This is a genomic window from Faecalibacterium sp. BIOML-A1, assembly GCF_009679715.1.
Lineage (GTDB): Bacteria > Bacillota > Clostridia > Oscillospirales > Ruminococcaceae > Faecalibacterium > Faecalibacterium taiwanense.
The window spans coordinates 352,964-372,476 of the sequence record NZ_WKZJ01000002.1; the positions used below are offsets into that span (position 1 = coordinate 352,964).

The 19,513-nt window shown below is 58.9% G+C and carries 16 protein-coding genes and 2 riboswitches; of the genes, 6 read left to right on the plus strand and 10 right to left on the minus strand.

Translation table 11 applies throughout. The annotated features are described in order from the left end of the window. The first annotated feature begins 56 nt into the window (after positions 1-56). Positions 57-959, plus strand: a complete 903-nt coding sequence (locus GKG36_RS04080; protein ID WP_154259326.1) for a GDSL-type esterase/lipase family protein — start codon at positions 57-59, stop codon at positions 957-959. 50 nt (positions 960-1,009) lie between these two features. Here the strand turns inward: GKG36_RS04080 and GKG36_RS04085 are convergent, their stop codons facing one another. After that, positions 1,010-2,671, minus strand: coding sequence for a formate--tetrahydrofolate ligase (locus GKG36_RS04085; RefSeq protein ID WP_154259328.1), 1,662 nt, complete (start codon positions 2,669-2,671; stop codon positions 1,010-1,012). Between the two features lie 212 nt (positions 2,672-2,883). Continuing rightward, a riboswitch (ZMP/ZTP riboswitch) is annotated at positions 2,884-2,970 on the minus strand. A gap of 233 nt (positions 2,971-3,203) precedes the next feature. Between GKG36_RS04085 and GKG36_RS04090 the strand changes: the two genes are divergently transcribed. The 4 genes from GKG36_RS04090 (at position 3,204) to GKG36_RS04105 (ending at position 8,185) form a co-directional block, all read left to right on the plus strand. Continuing rightward, positions 3,204-4,355, plus strand: coding sequence for a cysteine desulfurase family protein (locus tag GKG36_RS04090; RefSeq protein WP_154259330.1), 1,152 nt, complete (start codon positions 3,204-3,206; stop codon positions 4,353-4,355). Positions 4,356-4,710: 355 nt separating this feature from the next. Next, on the plus strand, positions 4,711-5,910 hold the full coding sequence (gene thiI, locus GKG36_RS04095; protein WP_154259331.1) for a tRNA uracil 4-sulfurtransferase ThiI: 1,200 nt from the start codon (positions 4,711-4,713) through the stop codon (positions 5,908-5,910). 7 nt (positions 5,911-5,917) lie between these two features. Further along, positions 5,918-7,237, plus strand: coding sequence for a competence/damage-inducible protein A (locus tag GKG36_RS04100; RefSeq protein ID WP_154259332.1), 1,320 nt, complete (start codon positions 5,918-5,920; stop codon positions 7,235-7,237). Between the two features lie 24 nt (positions 7,238-7,261). Continuing rightward, positions 7,262-8,185 (plus strand): hypothetical protein, encoded by a 924-nt coding sequence (locus tag GKG36_RS04105; protein ID WP_242959995.1) that lies wholly within the window; start codon positions 7,262-7,264, stop codon positions 8,183-8,185. Between the two features lie 195 nt (positions 8,186-8,380). Here the strand turns inward: GKG36_RS04105 and GKG36_RS04110 are convergent, their stop codons facing one another. The 7 genes from GKG36_RS04110 to GKG36_RS04140 form a co-directional block, all read right to left on the minus strand. Next, positions 8,381-9,601, minus strand: coding sequence for a M20 family metallopeptidase (locus GKG36_RS04110; RefSeq protein WP_120080042.1), 1,221 nt, complete (start codon positions 9,599-9,601; stop codon positions 8,381-8,383). A 76-nt stretch (positions 9,602-9,677) separates the two neighbouring features. Next, positions 9,678-12,518: a preprotein translocase subunit SecA gene (gene secA, locus GKG36_RS04115; protein WP_154259333.1), complete on the minus strand. Its 2,841-nt coding sequence runs from the start codon at positions 12,516-12,518 to the stop codon at positions 9,678-9,680. A gap of 396 nt (positions 12,519-12,914) precedes the next feature. Further along, positions 12,915-13,565, minus strand: coding sequence for an HAD family hydrolase (locus GKG36_RS04120; RefSeq protein ID WP_154259334.1), 651 nt, complete (start codon positions 13,563-13,565; stop codon positions 12,915-12,917). A 19-nt stretch (positions 13,566-13,584) separates the two neighbouring features. Continuing rightward, entirely contained in the window at positions 13,585-14,109 is a 525-nt protein-coding gene (locus GKG36_RS04125; RefSeq protein ID WP_005944292.1) for a QueT transporter family protein, read from the minus strand. Positions 14,110-14,116: 7 nt separating this feature from the next. Continuing rightward, positions 14,117-14,217, minus strand: a riboswitch (PreQ1-III riboswitch). Between the two features lie 224 nt (positions 14,218-14,441). Beyond that, complete coding sequence (locus GKG36_RS04130; RefSeq protein ID WP_005944288.1) at positions 14,442-15,332, minus strand: DegV family protein; 891 nt, start codon at positions 15,330-15,332, stop codon at positions 14,442-14,444. Beyond that, positions 15,323-15,829, minus strand: a complete 507-nt coding sequence (locus tag GKG36_RS04135; protein ID WP_005944287.1) for a tRNA (cytidine(34)-2'-O)-methyltransferase — start codon at positions 15,827-15,829, stop codon at positions 15,323-15,325. The genes GKG36_RS04130 and GKG36_RS04135 overlap by 10 nt, the downstream gene beginning before the upstream one ends. Before the next feature lie 14 nt (positions 15,830-15,843). Beyond that, positions 15,844-16,680 carry a bifunctional hydroxymethylpyrimidine kinase/phosphomethylpyrimidine kinase gene (locus tag GKG36_RS04140; protein WP_242702906.1) on the minus strand — a complete coding sequence of 279 codons (837 nt, stop codon included), beginning with the start codon at positions 16,678-16,680 and terminating at the stop codon, positions 15,844-15,846. Positions 16,681-16,863: 183 nt separating this feature from the next. On the opposite strand from GKG36_RS04140, the gene GKG36_RS04145 reads away from it, so the two are divergent. Further along, positions 16,864-17,067, plus strand: a complete 204-nt coding sequence (locus GKG36_RS04145) for a hypothetical protein (RefSeq protein ID WP_044954007.1) — start codon at positions 16,864-16,866, stop codon at positions 17,065-17,067. Positions 17,068-17,121: 54 nt separating this feature from the next. Here the strand turns inward: GKG36_RS04145 and GKG36_RS04150 are convergent, their stop codons facing one another. Both GKG36_RS04150 and GKG36_RS04155 read right to left on the minus strand, forming a co-directional pair. After that, on the minus strand, positions 17,122-17,595 hold the full coding sequence (locus tag GKG36_RS04150; protein WP_097775281.1) for a pilin: 474 nt from the start codon (positions 17,593-17,595) through the stop codon (positions 17,122-17,124). A 208-nt stretch (positions 17,596-17,803) separates the two neighbouring features. After that, positions 17,804-19,354: a 4Fe-4S dicluster domain-containing protein gene (locus GKG36_RS04155; RefSeq protein WP_120080052.1), complete on the minus strand. Its 1,551-nt coding sequence runs from the start codon at positions 19,352-19,354 to the stop codon at positions 17,804-17,806. Positions 19,355-19,513 lie beyond the last annotated feature (159 nt).

A 19,513-nucleotide genomic window follows, 5' to 3' on the forward strand; every position in this document is an offset into this window, starting at 1 on the left:
TACTAAGAACGAGAAAGCCCGCAGCATAGTCCGGGCAGAAAAGTGAGGGAGACAGCATGGCAGACTATCAGGAATACCGGCGGCGCGTGTTGCGCAAACGCTGGCGCAGGCGGTTCATGGCGGCAGCGTTGCTGCTGCTGCTTTTGCTGGTGGGAGCCATCGGGATGTTGTGGAAGAGCCTGCACCGGGAACAGCGGCCCTCCGGCGTTGGGCAGAACACCATCCTGCAGGAGGTAACACAGGATAATACTTGGAACACGGCCTCCTACGCGGTGGCGCGGCAGCTCACGGTGCAGCCGCTTGCAGACAGCGCGGCCACTGCGCTGGATTTCCGTATGGCGGCGCTGCCAAAGAGCAGCACGGCTGTGGGCAAGGAATGGTTCAATGACGTGAGCTTTGTGGGCGACAGCCTGACGCAGGGCATGCAGCTGTACGAAGAAGGAATGCAGAACGCCATGTTCTGTGCGTACAAGGGTGTTGGGCCGAACGTGATCGTCAACGGCACCACCTGCAAGCGCGCCGACGGCGTGGCTGAGGTGCCGCTGGAAGCGCTGACCGCCCAGCAGCCCAGAGCCATTTATGTTCTGCTGGGCACCAACGTGCTGGGCCGCGATACCGATTATAGCAGCTTTCTGACCTATTACCGGCTGATGCTGGACATGCTGAGCCAGACACTGCCAAATGCAAAGATCTATGTGCAGTCCATCACGCCGGTGCGGCCGGAAGTATGCCAGAAGTCCGGCCATGAGGGCTTGAACCGCGACCGCCTGTGCCAGATCAACAATGAGCTGGCAGCCATTGCGCTGGAAAAGAACTGCTATTTTCTCAACCTGTGGGAAGTGCTGGCAGATGAAAACGGCGACCTGAACGAAAGCTACGCCCAGCCGGACGGCTACCATCTGAGACCTGCCGGGTATGCCGTATGGACGGATTATCTGTGCAGCCACACAGAAGGATAAAAAATAAGAGGTTCGTTCACTGAGCGAACCTCTTATTTTTTACTTGAAACTTAGAACAGGCCGGTGATCTTGCCGTTGGCATCCACATCGATGCCCACAGCGGCGGGCTTCTTGGGCAGGCCCGGCATGGTCATGATATTACCGCAGATGACCACCACAAAGCCTGCACCGGCAGCAAGGCGCACCTCGCGCACCTCCATGGTAAAGCCGGTGGGGGCACCGATGAGCTTTGCGTTGTCGCTGAAGCTGTACTGGGTCTTGGCGATGCACACGGGCAGGTTTCCGTAACCCATCTCAGTCAGCTCGGCCAGTGTCTTGCTGGCGGCGGCGCTGTAGTTCACACCGTCGGCCCGGTAAATTTTGGTGGCGATGGCGTTGATCTTGTCCTTCAGGGGCATTTCCAGCGGGTAGGTGTACTGGATGGGACGATCCTCCAGCACCTCCAGCACCTTCTCGGCCAGAGCTTTGCCGCCTTCGCCGCCCTTGGCGAATACTTCGCTCAGCACGCAGGGAACACCCTGCTCGGCGCACACCTGCTCCACATAAGCCTGCTCTTCGGCGGTATCGGTGGGGAAGGCATTGATGGCGACCACCACCGGCAGGCCGAAGCCATTTTTCAGGTTGTCGATGTGGCGGATGAGGTTGGATGCACCGGCCTTGACGGCTTCGAGGTTGGGCTGGCTCAGGTCGGCCTTTGCCACGCCGCCGTGGCTCTTGAGGGCACGCACAGTGGCCACCAGCACGCAGGCAGAGGGAGCGATACCGGCGTAGCGGCACTTGATATCCAAAAACTTCTCTGCGCCCAGATCGGCACCGAAACCGGCCTCAGTGATGGTATAGTCGGCCAGAGAAAGGCTCAGCTTGGTAGCCAGCACGCTGTTGCAGCCGTGGGCGATGTTGGCAAAGGGACCGCCGTGGATGATGGCGGGGTTGTTTTCCAGCGTCTGTACAAGGTTCGGGTCCAGCGCGTCCTTCAGCAGGGCGGTCATGGCACCGGCAGCACCGATCTCACCGGCAGTGACGGGCTTGCCGTCGTAGGTGTAGGCGCATACGATCTTGGAAAGACGCTCCTTCAGATCGGAAATGCTGGTGGCAAGGCAGAAAATTGCCATCACCTCGCTGGCAACGGTGATATCAAAGCCGTCCTCGCGGGGAGTGCCGTTCACCTTGCCGCCCAGACCGTCCACGATGAACCGCAGCTGGCGGTCGTTCATGTCCATGCAGCGCTTCCATGTGATGCGGCGGGGGTCGATGTTCAGCGGGTTGCCCTGCTGGATGCTGTTGTCGATCATGGCAGCCAGCAGGTTGTTGGCTGTGCCGATGGCGTGCAGATCGCCGGTAAAGTGCAGGTTGATGTCCTCCATGGGCACCACCTGTGCGTAGCCGCCGCCGGCAGCACCGCCCTTGACGCCGAACACCGGGCCAAGGCTGGGCTCACGCAGGCAGAGCATGGTCTTTTTGCCCAGAGCGTTCATGGCATCGGCCAGACCCACGCTGGTGGTGGTTTTGCCCTCGCCCGCCGGGGTGGGGCTGATGGCGGTGACGAGGATCAGCTTGCCCTGTTTTTTGGCATCGTGGATCAGGCGGTGATCGATCTTGGCCTTGTAGCGGCCATAGGGGATCACGTGCTCATCGGAAAGGCCCAGCTGGGCGGCGATCTCGGTGATGGGTTTCATTTTGGCTTCCTGTGCGATCTCGATATCGGTTTTCATCAGACATCCTCCTTTGGAAGTCGTTTCTACAAGCATTGCACGCCGCCTGAACGGCCTTTTTGCTTGCATCCTGCGTTGCTTTCCCTTGCAATCCGTCAGGATTGCTGCGAAAAATCACCTTGTCTGCGGACAAAAAATCCCGCCATTCAACGCACCCTGCTTATAAAAACAACTTCCGACAACAAAAAAGGCAGCTTTGCGCAGCAATTGCGCAAGGCTGCCCAGACGGTCGGCATTGACTCTCCCGCCATCCCTGCACTGTGGTGCTCCACAAGGTTCCGTCAGCAGAGATACGGTCTCTATGCAGTAAAGATAGCACAATGCCGGGGTGTTTGTCAAGGAAAAACATATACGAACTTGTCGGGGCGAGGCCCCTCCATCTTGCTGCGCAAGACCGTTCTGTCGCTTAAAAGCCCCACTGGGGCTTTCATTGCTGCGCTGCGCTCGCAAACGCGAATATTTTGCGTTCTACAGCTTTCTGTGCTATAATTAAACTGGATTATTATAAAAACAGAAAGCAGGAATCCCTTTTATGCTGCAAAACCCTGAATTGCATTATCTGGATAACGCCGCTACCACCATGGTGGCTTCCGAGGTGGCGGATGTCATCGACAAGGCCATGCGGGAACACTGGGCAAACCCGTCCAGCCTGTACGGCCCCGGTGCCCGCAGCGAGGAAGCGCTGAACGCCGCCCGTGCCGCTGTGGCCCGTACACTGGGCTGCAAGCCAAAGGAGCTGTACTTTACCTCCTGCGGCAGCGAGAGCAACAATCTGGCCCTGCTGGGCGCGGTGCGCACCCGCACTTTCGGCAAGGGCATCGTGGTGTCCGGCTTTGAGCACCCCAGCGTCCAGCGCCCGCTGGAAGAGCTGGCGAAGCAGGGCTATGATGTCACGGTGATCAAACCCCGCCCGGACGGCACACTGGACATGGACCGGATGCTGGAGCATGTGGACAAAAACACCATCCTTGTGGCCTGCATGATGGTGAACAACGAGGTAGGCACCCGCAACGATGTGGAACGCCTTGCCGCCGAGGTCAAGCGCCGCAACAGCCGCACCATCGTCCATGTGGATGCGGTGCAGGCGTGGATGCGTGTGCCCATCAAACTGGACAACATTGACACCCTGTCGGTGAGCGGCCACAAGATCCACGCCCCCAAGGGCATTGGCGCGCTGTATCTTTCTGACCGTCTGGTGCAGGCGTTCCGGCCGCCGTACCTCGGCGGTGAGCAGGAGCGCGGCCTGCGCCCGGGCACCGAAAACCTGCCCTACGCCATGGGTCTTGCCGCAGCCGCCACCCGTCTTGCCAAGACCATGAAGAGCCGTGACACCGCTATGAAGGCCCTGAACCAGCGTTTGCGAGACGGCCTGAAGGCCTTTCCGGAGGTGGAGCTCAACAGCCCGGAAAACGCGGTGCCCGAGGTGCTGAACTTCAGCGAGATGTGCATCAAGAGCGAGACCATGCTGGCATGGCTGGCCGAAGCACAGGTGTATGTTTCCTCGGCAAGTGCCTGCGGCCGCGGCCAGCCCAGCCATACGCTGGCGGCAATGGGCAAAGACCCGCTTGCCATCGACACGGCCATCCGCGTGTCCTTCTGCGGCGACAACACCCCGGAGGATGTGGATGCTTTCCTCAACCGCTTTGAGGACGGAATGAAGAGCTTGCAGAGGATCCGGAAGTGATTCCACAGGCAGGACCATCTGGAATGGCCGCCGCTTTGCTCTGGCCATGTTTAGAGGAAGGATCATTCTGATTAGGGCGTTTGTCGTGCCCTGCGGGGCACTCCAAACGCATTTTTACGGAAGGGGTCCGGACCGGCAGATGCAACAAATTGTTCCTCTGTATTTTTCGTCAGGATACTTTCGCGAATAGGAGGATGGATGCCGCTGACCGTTACGACCCTGCCCGTGAAAAAGTGTTCTGGAAATGACCGCAGTCATTTCCAGAACACAAATATAAATATTAAAATTTCCGCTGAGAATGGCCAGAGCGTAAGCGGAGGCCATGTTAAATCGTAACCTAGGAGATACAACATTTATGCATGAAATTATCATGGGCTATCAGGGTGAAATGTCCCTGAAAGGCCTCAACCGCAACCAGTTCGAGTCGGCGATGATGAAAATTCTGCGCTACCGGCTCAAGACCGTGGGCAAGTTCAAGGTCTACTGCACTCAGTCCACCTTTTACATGGAACCCGAGGAAGAGGATGTGGACATGGATCTTGCCTTTGACCGGGTGAGCAAGGTGTTCGGCCTTGCGGCACTCAGCCGCGCCGTGGTCTGCGACAAGGACTTTGACACCATCTGCCAGACCGCTGAGGATTACCTGGGCACCAGCCTGCACGGCATCCGCACCTTCAAGGTGGAAGCGCGCCGCTCCGACAAGACCTACCCCATGACCAGCCCTGAACTGATGCGGGAACTGGGTGCCTATCTGCTGGGCAAACACAACTACCTCAAGGTGGATGTGCATAACCCGGATTTTAAGGTGATCGTAGAAATTCGGGATTACGGTGCCTACATCCACGGCCCCAAGGTGCCCGGTGAGGGCGGCCTGCCCGTGGGCACCAGCGGCCGTGCACTGAACATGCTGTCCGGCGGCATCGACAGCCCGGTGGCGGCTTACCGCATGGCTAAGCGCGGTCTGGCTCTGGACCACATCCATTTTGCGTCTCCGCCGTACACTTCGGAGCGCGCAAAGCTCAAGGTGAAGGCACTGGCGCAGCTTACCAGCATCTATACGGGCAGCTCCAATCTGTTCGTCGTGCCCTACACCAAGCCGCAGGAGTACATCCGGGATAATGCTCCGGATGTGCTGTTCACGGTGCTGATGCGCCGCAGCATGATGCGCATTGCCAATGTCATTGCCAAGAAGCAGGGCTGCGAAGCCCTTGTTACCGGCGAGAGTCTGGCTCAGGTGGCCAGCCAGACCGTCAAAGCTCTGCAGTGCACCGATGCTGCGCAGGACCTGCCCATCCTGCGCCCGCTCATCGGCATGGACAAGACCGAGATCGTGGAGACGGCCCGCCACATCAACACGTTTGAGACCAGCATTCTGCCCTATGAGGACTGCTGCACCATCTTCACCCCGCCGCATCCGAAGATCCGCCCGGAGCTGGCCGAAATTCTGGAAGCCGAAGCCGCCATGCCCGGTCTTGCCGCGCTGGAAGCCGAAGCCGCAGAGAACGCCGAGCGCATCCGCATCCGTATCACCGATCAGGTAGAATTTGAGGGTTGATTTATCCATGACAGCAGAGATCATCAGTGTGGGTACCGAGCTGCTGCTCGGCAACATTTTGAACACCAACGCCCAGTATCTGAGCCGCGAGCTGGCGGCACTGGGCATTACGGTCCAGCGCGAGAGCACCATCGGCGACAACCACGACCGTCTGGCAGATTTTGTCAACGAAGCAAAGCAGCGGTGCGACCTGCTGGTGTTTACCGGCGGGCTTGGCCCCACCGCAGACGACCTGACCAAGGAGACGGTTGCCGGCTGCTACGGCGACACGCTGGCCTTTGACCCGGAAGAATGGCAGAAGATCGTGGATTTCTTCACGCGCACCGGGCGCAAGACTACCCCCAACAACCGCAAGCAGGCCATGGTGCCGGTGCACGGCCACAAGATCATCAATAACCACGGTACTGCCCCCGGGGCATGGTTCGAGCAGGATGGCCATTGCGCTGTGCTGATGCCCGGTGTGCCTCACGAAATGAAGGCCATGTGGGAGGAGAGCGTGCGCCCGCTGCTGCTGGCCCGCCAGAACTGCACCCTGCATTCCATAACGCTGCGGGTGCTGGGCGGTGAAAGCGCTATTGAATACCGTGTGCGGCATCTGCTGGAAAATGCAAACCCCACCGCCGCCATCTACTGCAAAACCGGCGAATGCGAGATCCGCATCACGGCCCGGGCAGAAACCGACAGTTCAGCCGAAAAAATGTGCCGCGCATACGCCACAAAGTTCTATGATCTGCTGGGTGATGCGGTGTATGATGAGGATGTGACCGGTCTGGAAGAGACTCTGGTGCACACCCTGAAGAAAAAGGGGCTCACCATTGCCACGGCAGAAAGCTGCACAGGCGGCATGATCGCCCAGCGGCTGACCAATGTGTCCGGTGCAAGTGAGGTGTTCGGCTTCGGCTTTGTTACCTACTGGGAGCAGGCCAAGGCAAAGATGATCGGCGTAGACCCGGCGGCGATCGCAAAGTACAATGTGGTGTCCGCACCGGTGGCAGCACAGATGGCACTGGGCGCAGCTGAAGCTGCCGGGGCCGATATCGCTGTCAGCGTCACCGGTCTGGCCGGCCCCAACGGCGGCGATGCCGTCCGCCCGGTGGGCACGGTGTATCTGGGTGCGGCCTGCGGTGAGACCGTCTATGTAAAAAAGCTCTTCGTCTCCCGCCCCGACCGTGCGCTGGTGCGTGCCCGCGCGGCACAGGCGGCACTGGAACTGGCGCTGCGTCTGGCTCAGGGCAAAGTTCCTGCAGATACACAGGCACTGGCAAAAAGCGCCCGGCATGATGCTGCAGCTCTGACGGCACTGGACAGCACCTTCCTCAAGGGTTAATACGAGCGGCCCCGGGCCGCGGGGGTGAAGCAGTTGATACACGAAGAAAAAACGCAGACCACCTGTGTGCTGCGGTTGTTTGGCGCACCGCTGTGGGAGGTACAACAGGCAGTGCAGCAGACAGGACTTGCTGCCCAGTGCCGTGGCCGTGGGGCAGAGGTGCTTGCGGCCCTGCAGGCCGAAACGCCTGCCGGGCTGGAAAAGGCCCGCAAGGCCCTGAACGGCCGCTTTGCGGCAGAGCTCTATGGAGAAGGGGAGATGACCCTTGTTCATGCAGCGGTGCAGGCGCTGGAAACGCACCACAGGCTGCTGGTGTGCTGCGATGCCGACGCAGGCACTCTGCTGGAAGCCCGGATGGAAACGGTGGCCGGCGCAGAAAAAGTGTTTGATTTTGGAGCCATGAGCTATGCCGATGCAAAGGTGCGGGAAAAGCTGAGTGCAAAGGTCTGCCGGGTCAAGGGCGGGCCGGTGCCGGCAAAGCTTACCCGTGTGCGGGCAGCGCAGCGCCTTGTGGGTGCAGACTTTGCAGCCGGGTGTCTGGAGCGCGCCGAGGACACGGTGCTGTTTCTGGGCAGCCGGAAAGGCTGCTGGGTGCGCACAGTGGCCAATGCAGATACGCCTGCTTTGTGGCTGCTGGATATGATCCGCCGGGCGGCCTCCGGTCTGCCGCAGGCGGCGGGGACAAGCTGGCAAAAATACGGCAGGGCCATCCCGGCAGATGCCCTGACGGCGCAGCGCCTGCCGGACAAGCCGGAGCCGGATGCACCGACAGCAGCGCCGCGCAAACGGCACAGGGTGCGGAATGCCCTGATTTTTCTGCTGATTCTGGCACTGGCCGCGTTTGCCGCTGCGTGGTATTACACCGGCGGCGACCTCGCCGCCCTGCCGCAGAGACTGCAGAGCCTTGGTGCCGACAGCCTGCCCCATGCGGGGGCAAAACTGATATAAAAAAGACCCCGGAGGGTGCGAACCTTCCGGGATTTTTTGTTTATAAAGGCGTTTTTTTAAGAGATGCAGTGTGCTGCTCCGAACCCATCCGTGAAAAAGAACCTCCGGAAAATCCGCGGATTGTTCGGAGGTTCAAATAAATAATAAATTTTCCGCTGAAGATAGCCAGAATGAAATGGCGGCTATTCTAAATGGTTATGCCTTGTGGTCGCTCAGCCAGCGCAGAGCCATATAAACATAGGCCGCAGAGCCCTCGTACAGCACGCTGTCGTCAAAGCGCACCTTGGGGTGGTGCTGGCCGTAAACATAGCCCTCCTTGGCATTTCCGGCGGAGAGGAACATGCTCACGGTAGGCACTTCATGACTGACAAAGGCAAAGTCCTCGCTGCCGCCGCCGGGCTTGCCGCCGGTGAGGACGGTCATATCCATGGCACCACGGCCCAGCAGTTCGGTCATATAGGTCAGGGCATTCTTGGCAAGAGGCGTATCCACCACCATGCAGGGGCAGTGGTCGCTGAACTCCACATCAGCAGTGCAGCGATAGGCTGCCGCCACGCCCTGCGCGATCTCGGTCATGCGCTGGTGGATCTGCTCGCTCACGGCACCTTCGGGGTCCACCGTGCGGATAGTGCCCCACATATCGGCAGAATCCGGGATGACGTTGGATGCCTTGCCAGCTTCAAACCGGCCCGTGGTGAACACGCCAAACTTGGCGGGGTCCAGCTCACGGCTGTTGATCTCCTGCAGGGCAATGTGGATGTGGGCCGCTGCGGTGATGGGGTCGATGCAGGCGTTGGGCATGGAGCCATGGCCGCCCTTGCCGTGTACGGTGATGTGGTACTGCTCACAGCTTGCCATGGTGATGCCGCCGCCCGGCACCAGCACGGTGCCAACGGGCAGGGGCATCCCGGCCAGAACGTGGAACATCACGGCAGCGTCCACCTTCGGGTTTTCCAGCAGGCCGTTTTTCAGCATGTCCAGCGAACCCTGAAAGATCTCCTCTGCAGGCTGGAATTCCAGCTTGATGGTGCCCTCGATCTTGTCCTCGTGTTCTTTGAGCAGCTTTGCCGCACCCAGCATCATGGCGGTGTGCATATCGTGGCCGCAGCCGTGCATCCGGCCCGGGATCTCGGAAGCAAACTCCTCACCGGATTCTTCCTGAATGGGCAAAGCATCCATGTCACCGCGCAGCAGGATGGTCTTGCCGGGGCGCTTGCCGCCCGCTAGCGCGAGTACGCCGCACTTGCCGCAGTCCTGCGGGGCATAGCCCATCTCGGTCAGGGCTTTTTTGACCAGCGCTTTTGTCTCGGGCAGGTCAAAGCCTACCTCCGGGTGGCGGTGCAGGGTGCGCCGCCATGTGCGCAGCTGGGTTTCCAGCTCCTTTGCGGATTCGAGCAGTTTTTCTGGTGTGATCATTCCAAAATCAACTCCCTCTATTTTATCAAAAACCTCCCAGACCCTGCCTTATGGCAGAGCCTGAGAGGTTTTTTACTTAGTTTTCGTTCGTCGATGTGCCTTCCGGGTGGTACTTGGCGCAGGTGCACTTTTTCCACTTCAGGCCGCTGCCGCAGGGGCAGGGGTCGTTGCGGCCAATTTTGATGACACGCACAGGCTGGCCGTGGGGTGCACCCTTGGCACCGGGTGCACCGTTGCCGGGCACAAAGCCTTCGCCGGTGGGCTTTGCCACCTGCTCACGCTTGGGGGCAGCACCGGCCTGACGGATCTCGATGGTCAGCAGCATCTTCACACTGGACTCACGGATGGAATCCACCATCTGGTCGAACATGTCAAAGCCCTCGATGCGGTACTCCACAACGGGGTCCTTCTGGCCGTAGCCGCGCAGCGCAATGCCCTGACGCAGCTGGTCCATGTTGTCGATGTGGTCCATCCACATGCGGTCCACGCACTTGAGCAGGCAGATGCGCTCCAGCTCACGCATGATGGGAGTACCGTAGCGCTGCTCCTTGTCGGCGAGGATCTTCATGCCGCGGTCATAGAGCTGGTCGGCAATGCCCTTGCGGGAGATATCGTCAAAGTCGGCCACGGTGTAGTGGAGGTCTTCCTCGGTGGTCAGCCAGCCCAGATAGTGGCGGCGCAGGGCACCAAAGTCCCAGTCGTCCTTCACATCACCGGCCAGGAACTGGTCGCAGCTGGAATCGATGTTCTCGCGCAGCATCTTGTGCATTTCGGTGCTGATATCCTCGCCATCCAGCACCTTGCGGCGCTGACCATAGATGATCTCGCGCTGCTGGTTCATCACGTCGTCGTACTTCAGCACGTTCTTGCGGATCTCGAAGTTGCGGCCTTCCAGCTTTTTCTGGGCGCTTTCCAGCGTGTTGGTGATCATGCGGTTCTCGATGGGAGTGTCCTCATCGATCTTGAGGGTATCCATCAGGCTGGAGACGCGGTCGCCGCCGAACAGGCGCATCAGGTCATCTTCCAGGCTCAGGTAGAAGCGGGAAGCACCCGGGTCGCCCTGACGGCCGGCACGGCCGCGCAGCTGGTTGTCGATGCGGCGGCTCTCGTGGCGTTCGGTGCCGATGATGAACAGGCCGCCTGCAGCGCGCACCTGCTCAGCTTCGGCATCGATCTGGGGCTTGCACTGGGCGTACAGCTCATCGAAGCGCTTGCGGGCAGCAAGGATGTTGGCATCCTCGGTATCGCCGTGACCGTTGGCTTCGGTCAGCAGCATTTCCACTGCAGCCGGGTCGGCATCCTCGGGCTTTTCCGGGTTCAGCAGGTTTTCGCAGAAATGTTCCTTGCGCATCTGGGCCTTGGCCATGAACTCGGCGTTGCCGCCCAGCATGATATCAGTACCACGGCCTGCCATGTTGGTGGCAATGGTAATGGCACCCTTTTTGCCGGCCTGCGCCACGATCTCGGCTTCACGCTCGTGGTTCTTTGCGTTCAGCACGTTGAAGTCGCGGGTGTACTTCTGCAGCATCTTGGCAAGGGTCTCACTCTTTTCCACGCTGACCGTACCCACCAGCACGGGCTGGCCCTTCTGGTGGCATTCCAGCACCTGCTGGATAACGGCATTGTATTTGCCGTTGACCGTCTTGTAGATGGCATCCGGATAATCGATGCGCTGACGGGGGCGGTTGGTGGGCACCGTAACGATGTTCAGGCCGTAGATCTCGGTGAACTCGGTGGCTTCTGTCTTGGCGGTACCGGTCATACCGGACAGCTTTTTGTACATGCGGAAGTAGTTCTGGAAGGTGATGGTAGCCAGCGTTTTGCTCTCGGCGGCGATCTTCACGCCCTCCTTGGCTTCGATGGCCTGATGCAGGCCTTCGTTGTAGCGGCGGCCGATCATCAGACGGCCGGTGAACTCGTCCACGATGATGACCTGACCATCCTTGACCACGTAATCGATGTCCCGCTGCATCACGCCGTAAGCCTTGATGGCCTGATCGATGTGATGGGCAAGAGTCATGTTCTCGGCGGCGGCAAGGTTCTCGACCTTGAAGTAGGCTTCCGCTTTCTTGATGCCGCTGGCAGTCAGGGTACAGGTCTTGTGCTTTTCGTCCACGACGTAATCACCGTCGGTCTGCTCGTCGGTAGAGACCTTATCTTCCAGCTCTACCACCACGCTCTTGCGCAGGGTGCGTACAAAGCGGTCCACCTGTGTGTACAGGCTGGAGGAATCCTCGCCGCGGCCGGAAATGATCAGGGGCGTGCGGGCTTCATCGATCAGGATGGAGTCCACTTCATCGACGATGGCATAGGCGTGACCGCGCTGCACCATGTTGGCCTTGTAGGTCACCATGTTGTCACGCAGGTAGTCGAAGCCGAACTCGTTGTTGGTACCGTAGGTGATGTCGGCAGCATAGGCGGCGCGGCGTGCATCGCCGTCCATGCCCTGTGCGATCAGGCCGACAGAAAGGCCCAGCCAGCGGTAGAGCTTGCCCATCCACTCGCTGTCGCGCTTGGCAAGGTAATCGTTGACGGTGACAACATGCACGCCCTCACCGGTGAGGGCATTCAGGTAGGCGGGCAGGGTAGCCACAAGAGTCTTGCCTTCACCGGTCTGCATCTCGGAAATATCGCCGCGGTGCAGGGCAATGCCGCCGATGACCTGCACAGGGAAGTGCTTCATGCCCAGCACGCGCCATGCGGCTTCGCGGCAGACGGCAAAGGCATCGGGCAGGATATCATCGGTGGTCTTGCCGTCGGCCAGCTGCTGCTTGAACACAGCGGTCTGTGCCTGCAGGTCGGCATCCGGCATGGCGGCATATTTTTCTTCCAGAGCCAGCACCTGCTTGGCAATGGGGTTGATCTTTTTCAGCTCCCGGTCCGAGAAGCTGCCAAAGAGTTTTTCAACAAGGGACATTGGTAACACCTCATAGATCAAATTCGGGAAAATGCTTCCCGGAGATAGACATAAATACACACATATATGATACACCAAAGCGGCAGACGCGTCAAACCTGCAAGGTTATTTTAGCCGGATTTTGAATGAATTTTCTGTAAATTTGCGCTGGAAGAGGGTTCATAAAAGGAAAAGATATGTGGTGGAGGCGAACAGCCTCGCCCTCTCCGTCTGCTCCCGCTGGTTGCATCCAGCTCCCCCAAAGTGGGAGGCCTTGGCAATCCACGCAAAGTTTCCGGTTTCGCCAGAGGCTCCCCCTTTGGGGGAGCTGGCGGGCGAATGCGAGACTGAGAGGGCGAGCCAGCTAAAACAAAAACCACTTCTGATTTTTGCAAATCAGAAGTGGTCAGGTGTACATTATAAGATTTCCAGCAGCTGCGGCAGCTGTGCCAGATCGTCGATGACATTCGGGCACACAGCCTCGAGCCGCGCGCGGGATTGGTGGCCGCCGGTGTAGAGCACGCATTTTGTGCCAAGGGCCTTTGCAACTTCGGCATCGTGCTGGGTGTCGCCCACCATCACGCAGGCAGCAGGGGAGATGCCGCTTTGTGCAAGCCACTGTTTGCCCACCTGCACTTTGCTTACGCCATAGATGTCTGCAAGGCCGAGCAACTCAGTAAAATAGCCCTGCAGGCCCCGTGCGGCTACCTGCTCGATCAGGTAGTCCCGGCGGGAGGCGGAAAGCACGCTCTGCCGCCAGCCCCGGCGCGAAAGTTCGGCCAGCGTTTCGGCAGCGTGTGCAGAGGGGAAACAGGCATCCACACCTGCATTATAATGTTCCATAAAGCGCTCGGCCAGCTCTGCATAAGGGTGCTTTGCAAAGTTGAAACCGGCGCGGATGTAGTATTCCTCAATGGGAAAACCGAAAATTTCCCGGTAAGCGGCAAGATCGTATCGCTGCGGATAACCGTGGGTCTCCAGCATCCAGTTGAGACAGCTGTGGGTGAAATCAACATCATCCATCAAAGTGCCGTTCCAGTCCCAGAAGATCATTCCGTTTGCCTGCATGGAAACCTCCTTGCGGTCATTAAGCTGCAAAAATTTTGCGCAGGGCCTTGCTGCTCTCGATGATCTTCACCAGCAGCACACCCAGAACGGTGCAGCTGATGAGCTCGCCGATACCTACGGAGATGCCGTTGGTGATGCAGGCCAGCCAGATGGGAGCGCTGGAGGTGGGGTCCGGGAACATGACGGCGATCTCAATGCCGATGATCACGGCATTGAACAGCACCGGCGGCAGGGAAGCCGCCACAGCCAGACCCTTGATGCGGATGTTCCGCAGCTTGTAGGTGACAAGGCAGGCCAGCAGGGTGGCAAGGGTGCCAAAGATGACATCCACGATGGTGGAGCCCAGCAGGTTCGCCAAAAAGCAGCCCAGTACCACACCGGCAATGTACTCAGCACCGAACACCGGCAGCAGGCAGAGCGCCTCAGCCACACGCACCTGTACCGCACCATAGGAGAGCGGCTGCAGAGCCATGCAGAGAACAACATAAATGGCTGCGACCACGCCGCAGCGCACCAGTTTACGGACGGAAGGATTCTGATTCATGATAATACTCCAGCGGGATGATTTTGACCGCACAGGGCCGCCAGCCCCTGTGGGTTTGGCCCGGCATGGTTCGAGACACGCCGGGGAGCCTAAAATCCTAAGTTGCTCTGAAAGGATGCCGCACAAAAAGCACAGCAAAAGGCAGTATAGCATAATTTTTGGCAGATTGCAACGAATTTTCGCAGAATCAGGTACAGATGCAGTTTTTGGTTTGGACCCTTCCGGTGAAAAAGAGGTTCCGAAAAGCCCGCAGGCTTTTCGGAACCTCAAAATAAAAATAAAATTACCGCTGAAATAGCCAGAGCGAAAGCGGAGGCTATTAAAATCGTGTGTTACCCTCTGGGGTGTCCGGTGTATACCAGAGCCACCGTGTCGGGGCCGGTGTTTGCGGAAACGACACCGCCCAGCTCAAACACCAGCAGCGGCGGCTTGCCAAAGGCCTTGCGGCAGGCCTTTTCCAGATCGGCGGTCTGCGGGATGTTGGTGTGGCCAATCATATAATCAAAGTTCTCCACACCTTCGCTGCGCTGTTTGCACAGCTCCACCATGGCGGGCACCACCTTGTCATCGCCGCGTACCTTGGCTTCCACCTTGGTTTTGCCGTCGATCAGGGTGATGATGGGACGAATGCCCATCAGCTCGCCCATAACAGCAGCAGCGGCAGAGATGCGTCCGCTCTTTTTCATCTGCTTCAGGCTGTAGGGGCCCAGAACGATCTCCATGCAGTCCATCTGCTTTTCAAACTCCCGGATCACATGGCTGATCTCTGCACCGTTCTTCAGCTTGCGGGCCATTTCGCACAGATACCAGCCGAACACCATGGAATAGGTGTGGGGGTCCAGCAGATGGATCTTCAAGTGGTGCTCCGGGCGCTCTTCCCGCAGCATCCCCTGTGCCATGAGGGCGTTATTGTAGGTGGAAGAGCCGGATTTGTTGATGGGTACATGAATGACATCCGTATAGCCCTCGTCCACGTACTGGCAGTATTTTTCGCAGAACTGGATGGGGGTGATGGCGGCAGTGGAGGGCACGCCCTTAGCGGCACGCATCTTATCGTAAAATTCGGTGTTGGTGCAGCTTTCACGCTCCACGTAGTCCACATCGTCCAGCAGGATGTGGAAGCTCATGATGTCGATGCCGTATTTTTCGGCCATCTCCTGCGGGATATCACAGGAGGAATCGGTCAGGATCGCAATCTTGCTCATAATGTCCCTCATTTCCATTCGTAGTCTCGTAAGTGTCCGTGGTCCAAAAGCTCCGGAAAGTCCCACTGACGCAGCACCTCATACACGCCCACGGCCACGCTGTTGGAAAGGTTCAGGCTGCGGCAGGTGTCGCGCATGGGCATTCGGATGCAGTGCTCCTGATTGGCGGCAAGCAAGGCTTCGGGCAGGCCGGCATCCTCGCGTCCGAACACGAGGTATGCACCGTCCGGGTAGCTCACATCGGTGTAGCGCTGCGGTGCCTTGGTGGTAAAATAGTAATAGGGGCCGCTGTTTTTGGCAAAGAACTCGTCCAGACTGTCGTAATAGCTGATGTCGAGGTAGTGCCAGTAATCCAGACCCGCATGCTTGAGCTTTTTATCATCGATGGCAAAGCCCATGGGGCCTACCAGATGCAGCCGACAGGCAGTGCAGGCACAGGTGCGGGCCACATTGCCGGTGTTCTGCGGGATGCGCGGCTCCACCAGAACGATGTTCAAGGTTGGCTTTTCGTTCATCGGTGTACCTCCCCTTATTCTGCCGAGCTTGCCGGGCACAGGCGCGGCAGAAGCGGCTCGAACCAGACCCCGTAGCGGGTATCCTGCGCGGCGGGCGTGTTCTGGATGGAAAGCGCCACGAACTCGGCAGCGTTGTCGGCGGCGGCACTCAGGGCGTTGCCCTGCAGCAGCGAGCCGATGAGCACCGCACCGTACAGGTCGCCGGTGCCGGGAAAGCTGCGGCTGATGTGCAGCTTTTTGATGAGGAAGCGGTCTTTTCCGCTGCCTGCACAGCCGATGTATTTGCCCAGTGGCAGGCCGGTGACGACAGCCCCGGGGGCCAGAGCGGTCAGCTCATCAGCCAGAGCCTGTGCAGCTTCATCGGTGAGCAGCTCGGTCTGCGGCTGGCGCTGCAGCAGGATCTGTGCCTCGGTGTAGTTGGGCAGGATCAGATCGGCAGCACCGCACAGTGCACGGATGCGGTCGATCAAAGCAGGCGTTACGGTGGAGTAAGCCTTGCCGTTGTCGCCCATGACCGGGTCAACGATCTTTTTGGCTGCGGGCCAGAGGGCAAAGGCTTTTTCGGCCAGTGCCACCTGATCCTCACCGCCCAGATAGCCGGTATAGATGCAGTCAAACTCCACGCCGAGCGCGTGGTAATGCTCCAGCGCCTGTTCGCCGTAGGCGCAGCCGTCCAGCCGTGCAGGTGTGCCAAGCCCGCCTGTGTGGGTGGAAAGCACCACCGTGGGCAGGGCTACCGGCTGCACGCCCATGACCGACAGCACCGGCAGGATCACTGCAAGGCTGCAGCGGCCCATGCCGGAAAGATCGTGGATGCAAAGGACTTTTTTGGGTTCAACAGGGTGTATCAAATAAGGAACCTCCTTACCAGTATGCGGAATGAGCAGTGCGCTTTTTAGCCGGGCACACCCGCCCATTAAAACATCGTAGAACAGTATACCACAAATTTCTGCATAAAAAAAGCGGATACCAAATAGTTTACAGGAAATAATAACACCGGAGACCGGATCTTTTTCACCGAAAGGAGTTTTACTATGAAACATGAATCCACCAGTTCTTCCGGGATGCTGCTTGGCATGGCCGCGGGGGCGGCACTGGGTGCCGTGGGCGTGATGGCCGCCACCCAGAACCAGCGCCAGCTGCGCCGCACCACCCGCAAGGTGATGAAGGGTGCCGAGAACGCTGTGCTGCAGCTGGACAAAATGGTTGGCGACTTTGTGGAAAAGCACATGGAGTGATAAAAGCAAAGAACGGCGTTCCGGTGGGGAACGCCGTTCTTTGCTTGAAAAAGCTTACTTGTTCCAGATGCACATGCGGGCCGCGGTGTTGATCTCGCCAAGCACGCTCAGATCCATCTGAATGTTGCAGGTAACGGTGAGTGCCTTGTTCACATCGCTGCCGGTCAGCACCGAGGCGGGCATGTTCTTGATGGTGAGCACGCCGGTGCCCTTGGCAACATCGCCGGAGACGGTGCCGGTATAGGTCACATCACCAATGGTCAGGCCGGACAGATAGCCGGTGACACCCATCTTGCTTACCTGCTGGATGGGCAGGGTGAGCGTGTAGGTGCCGTTGGACTGGCGGGTGAGGGTGACATCACGGCTGGCATCGATGCCGGTGTTGGCCATGGATTCCTTATCGGATCTTTCTTTCCAGAATTTAATGCCTACGTTCAGGCTGGAAGCAGCGCTTGCACCAAAGGTGAACATGCACAGCAGCAGCACTGAGAGCAGGGCGGCGCTTACGCGCTTATAAGTGTTCGTCATGAATGATCTGCCTTTCCTGCCACAGAGGCGGCGTTGAACAATTGCGGTAATACCGGTTTGTCAATGCTAAAATAGCATGGCTGTGCAAAATTGTCAATCCGCTTCGTGAAGCTTTCACAGAAATGTTGCACATTGATAAAATATGGTGGGCAAAGATGACGAAGAACCGCCCCTCCGGCAGGAGAAGCGGTTCTTGAAAAATCAGCGCTTAAAGTTCAAAGTCGGGGTCGTCCTTCAGCACATGGATCTCGCTCATAAAGGGGCTCTGCTCCGGGTCGGCGAAGGGAGCTTCCTTGACGTACTTGTTCAGCTGGATGGCCGTGCGTGCGGGGTCGGCAATGGTGCCTGCGCCGCCGATGCAGCCGCCCGGGCAGCCCATGCCTTCCAGCAGGTAGCCGTTGTATTTGCCGGCCTTGGCCAGCATGAGCAGCTTCTTGCATTCGGCAAGGCCCTGTGCGGATGCGATCTTGACATCCATATCCGGGTGCCATTCCTTGATCTTATCGGCAACAGCCTTGGCAACGCCGCCGGACTGTGCAAAGCCGCGGCCTGCTGCGGATGCAGCGTGCAGAGCTTCGGCCTCGTCCACTTCCAGCAGGCTGGTGTCCACATCCTTGGCCTCGATGATACCGGCCAGCTCTTCAAAGGTGAGCACGAAGTCCACATCGGAGCGGACGGTGCGGCGGGAAGCTTCCAGCTTCTTTGCGGCGCAGGGTCCAATGAAGCACATACGGGCCTCGGGGTCCTTCTGCTTCATCATGCGGGCGGTGAACACCATGGGGGTCATGGTCATGGAGATGTTCTTGGCAAGATCCGGGAAAGCGGTCTTTGCCATCATGCTCCATGCCGGGCAGCAGGAAGTTGCCATGAAGCTGAGCTTCTCGGGCACTTCCTCCAGGAAGTCGTGTGCTTCGTCCACGGTGCACAGGTCGGCACCAATGGCAACTTCCACCACATCGTAGAAGCCGACGGCCTTCAGGGCGGCCTTGAGCTTGCCGGTGGAAGCCAGACCCGGGAACTGGTTGATGAAGGCGGGAGCCACCAGCGCGTAGATGCGGTCGCCGCGGTTGAAGCCCTGGATCAGCTGATAGATCTGGCCCTTGTCGGCAATGGCACCGAAGGGGCAGTTGACCAGACACTGGCCGCAGGAAACGCACTTGCTGTAATCGATCTCGGCACGGCCCAGCTCATCGGAGTGGATGGCACCCATGCCGCAGGCTGCAGCGCAGGGACGCTCGGTCTTGACGATGGCGTTGTAGGGGCACACGCCGACGCAGCGGCCGCACTTGATGCACTTGTCCTGATCGATGATGGAACGGCCGCTCTCCCATGTGATGGCCTTCTTGGGGCACACTTCCATACAGGGGTGGGCAAGGCAGCCCTGACACAGGTCGGAGACCTTGACCAGCTTTTCCGGGCAGCGGTTGCAGGCAAACTTGATCACGTTCACCAGCGGGGGATCATAATACTTATCGGCGATGGATGCATCCTCCAGACCGGAGACGACGCTGTTGTGCTCGTCCATGCGGCGGGTGGGCAGGCCCATGGCCAGACGCACGCGCTCCTCAACGATGGCGCGCTCCAGGAAGATGTCCTTGCGCAGCTTGCCTTCCTCGCCGGGGATGATGGTGTAGGGGATCTTGCGCATCAGGTGGTTGGCCTGCTCGCCCTTGACGTTGGCGTAAGCCATGCGTGCCACCTCGGTGAACACCTGACGGCGGATCTGGATGACCGTGGTATTGATTCCTCTGAAACTCATTCCAATTCTCTCCTTGCTTTGCTAAAAACAAACGGGCAGCACCCGGCTGCCGACAGCGTTCTGCCGCGCAGGGCGCGTTACAGGGCACATTGGTAACGCACTGCTGCAAACAGCGCTGTGCCCGGGATGATCCACCTTCATTTTAGCATAAAGCGTGCC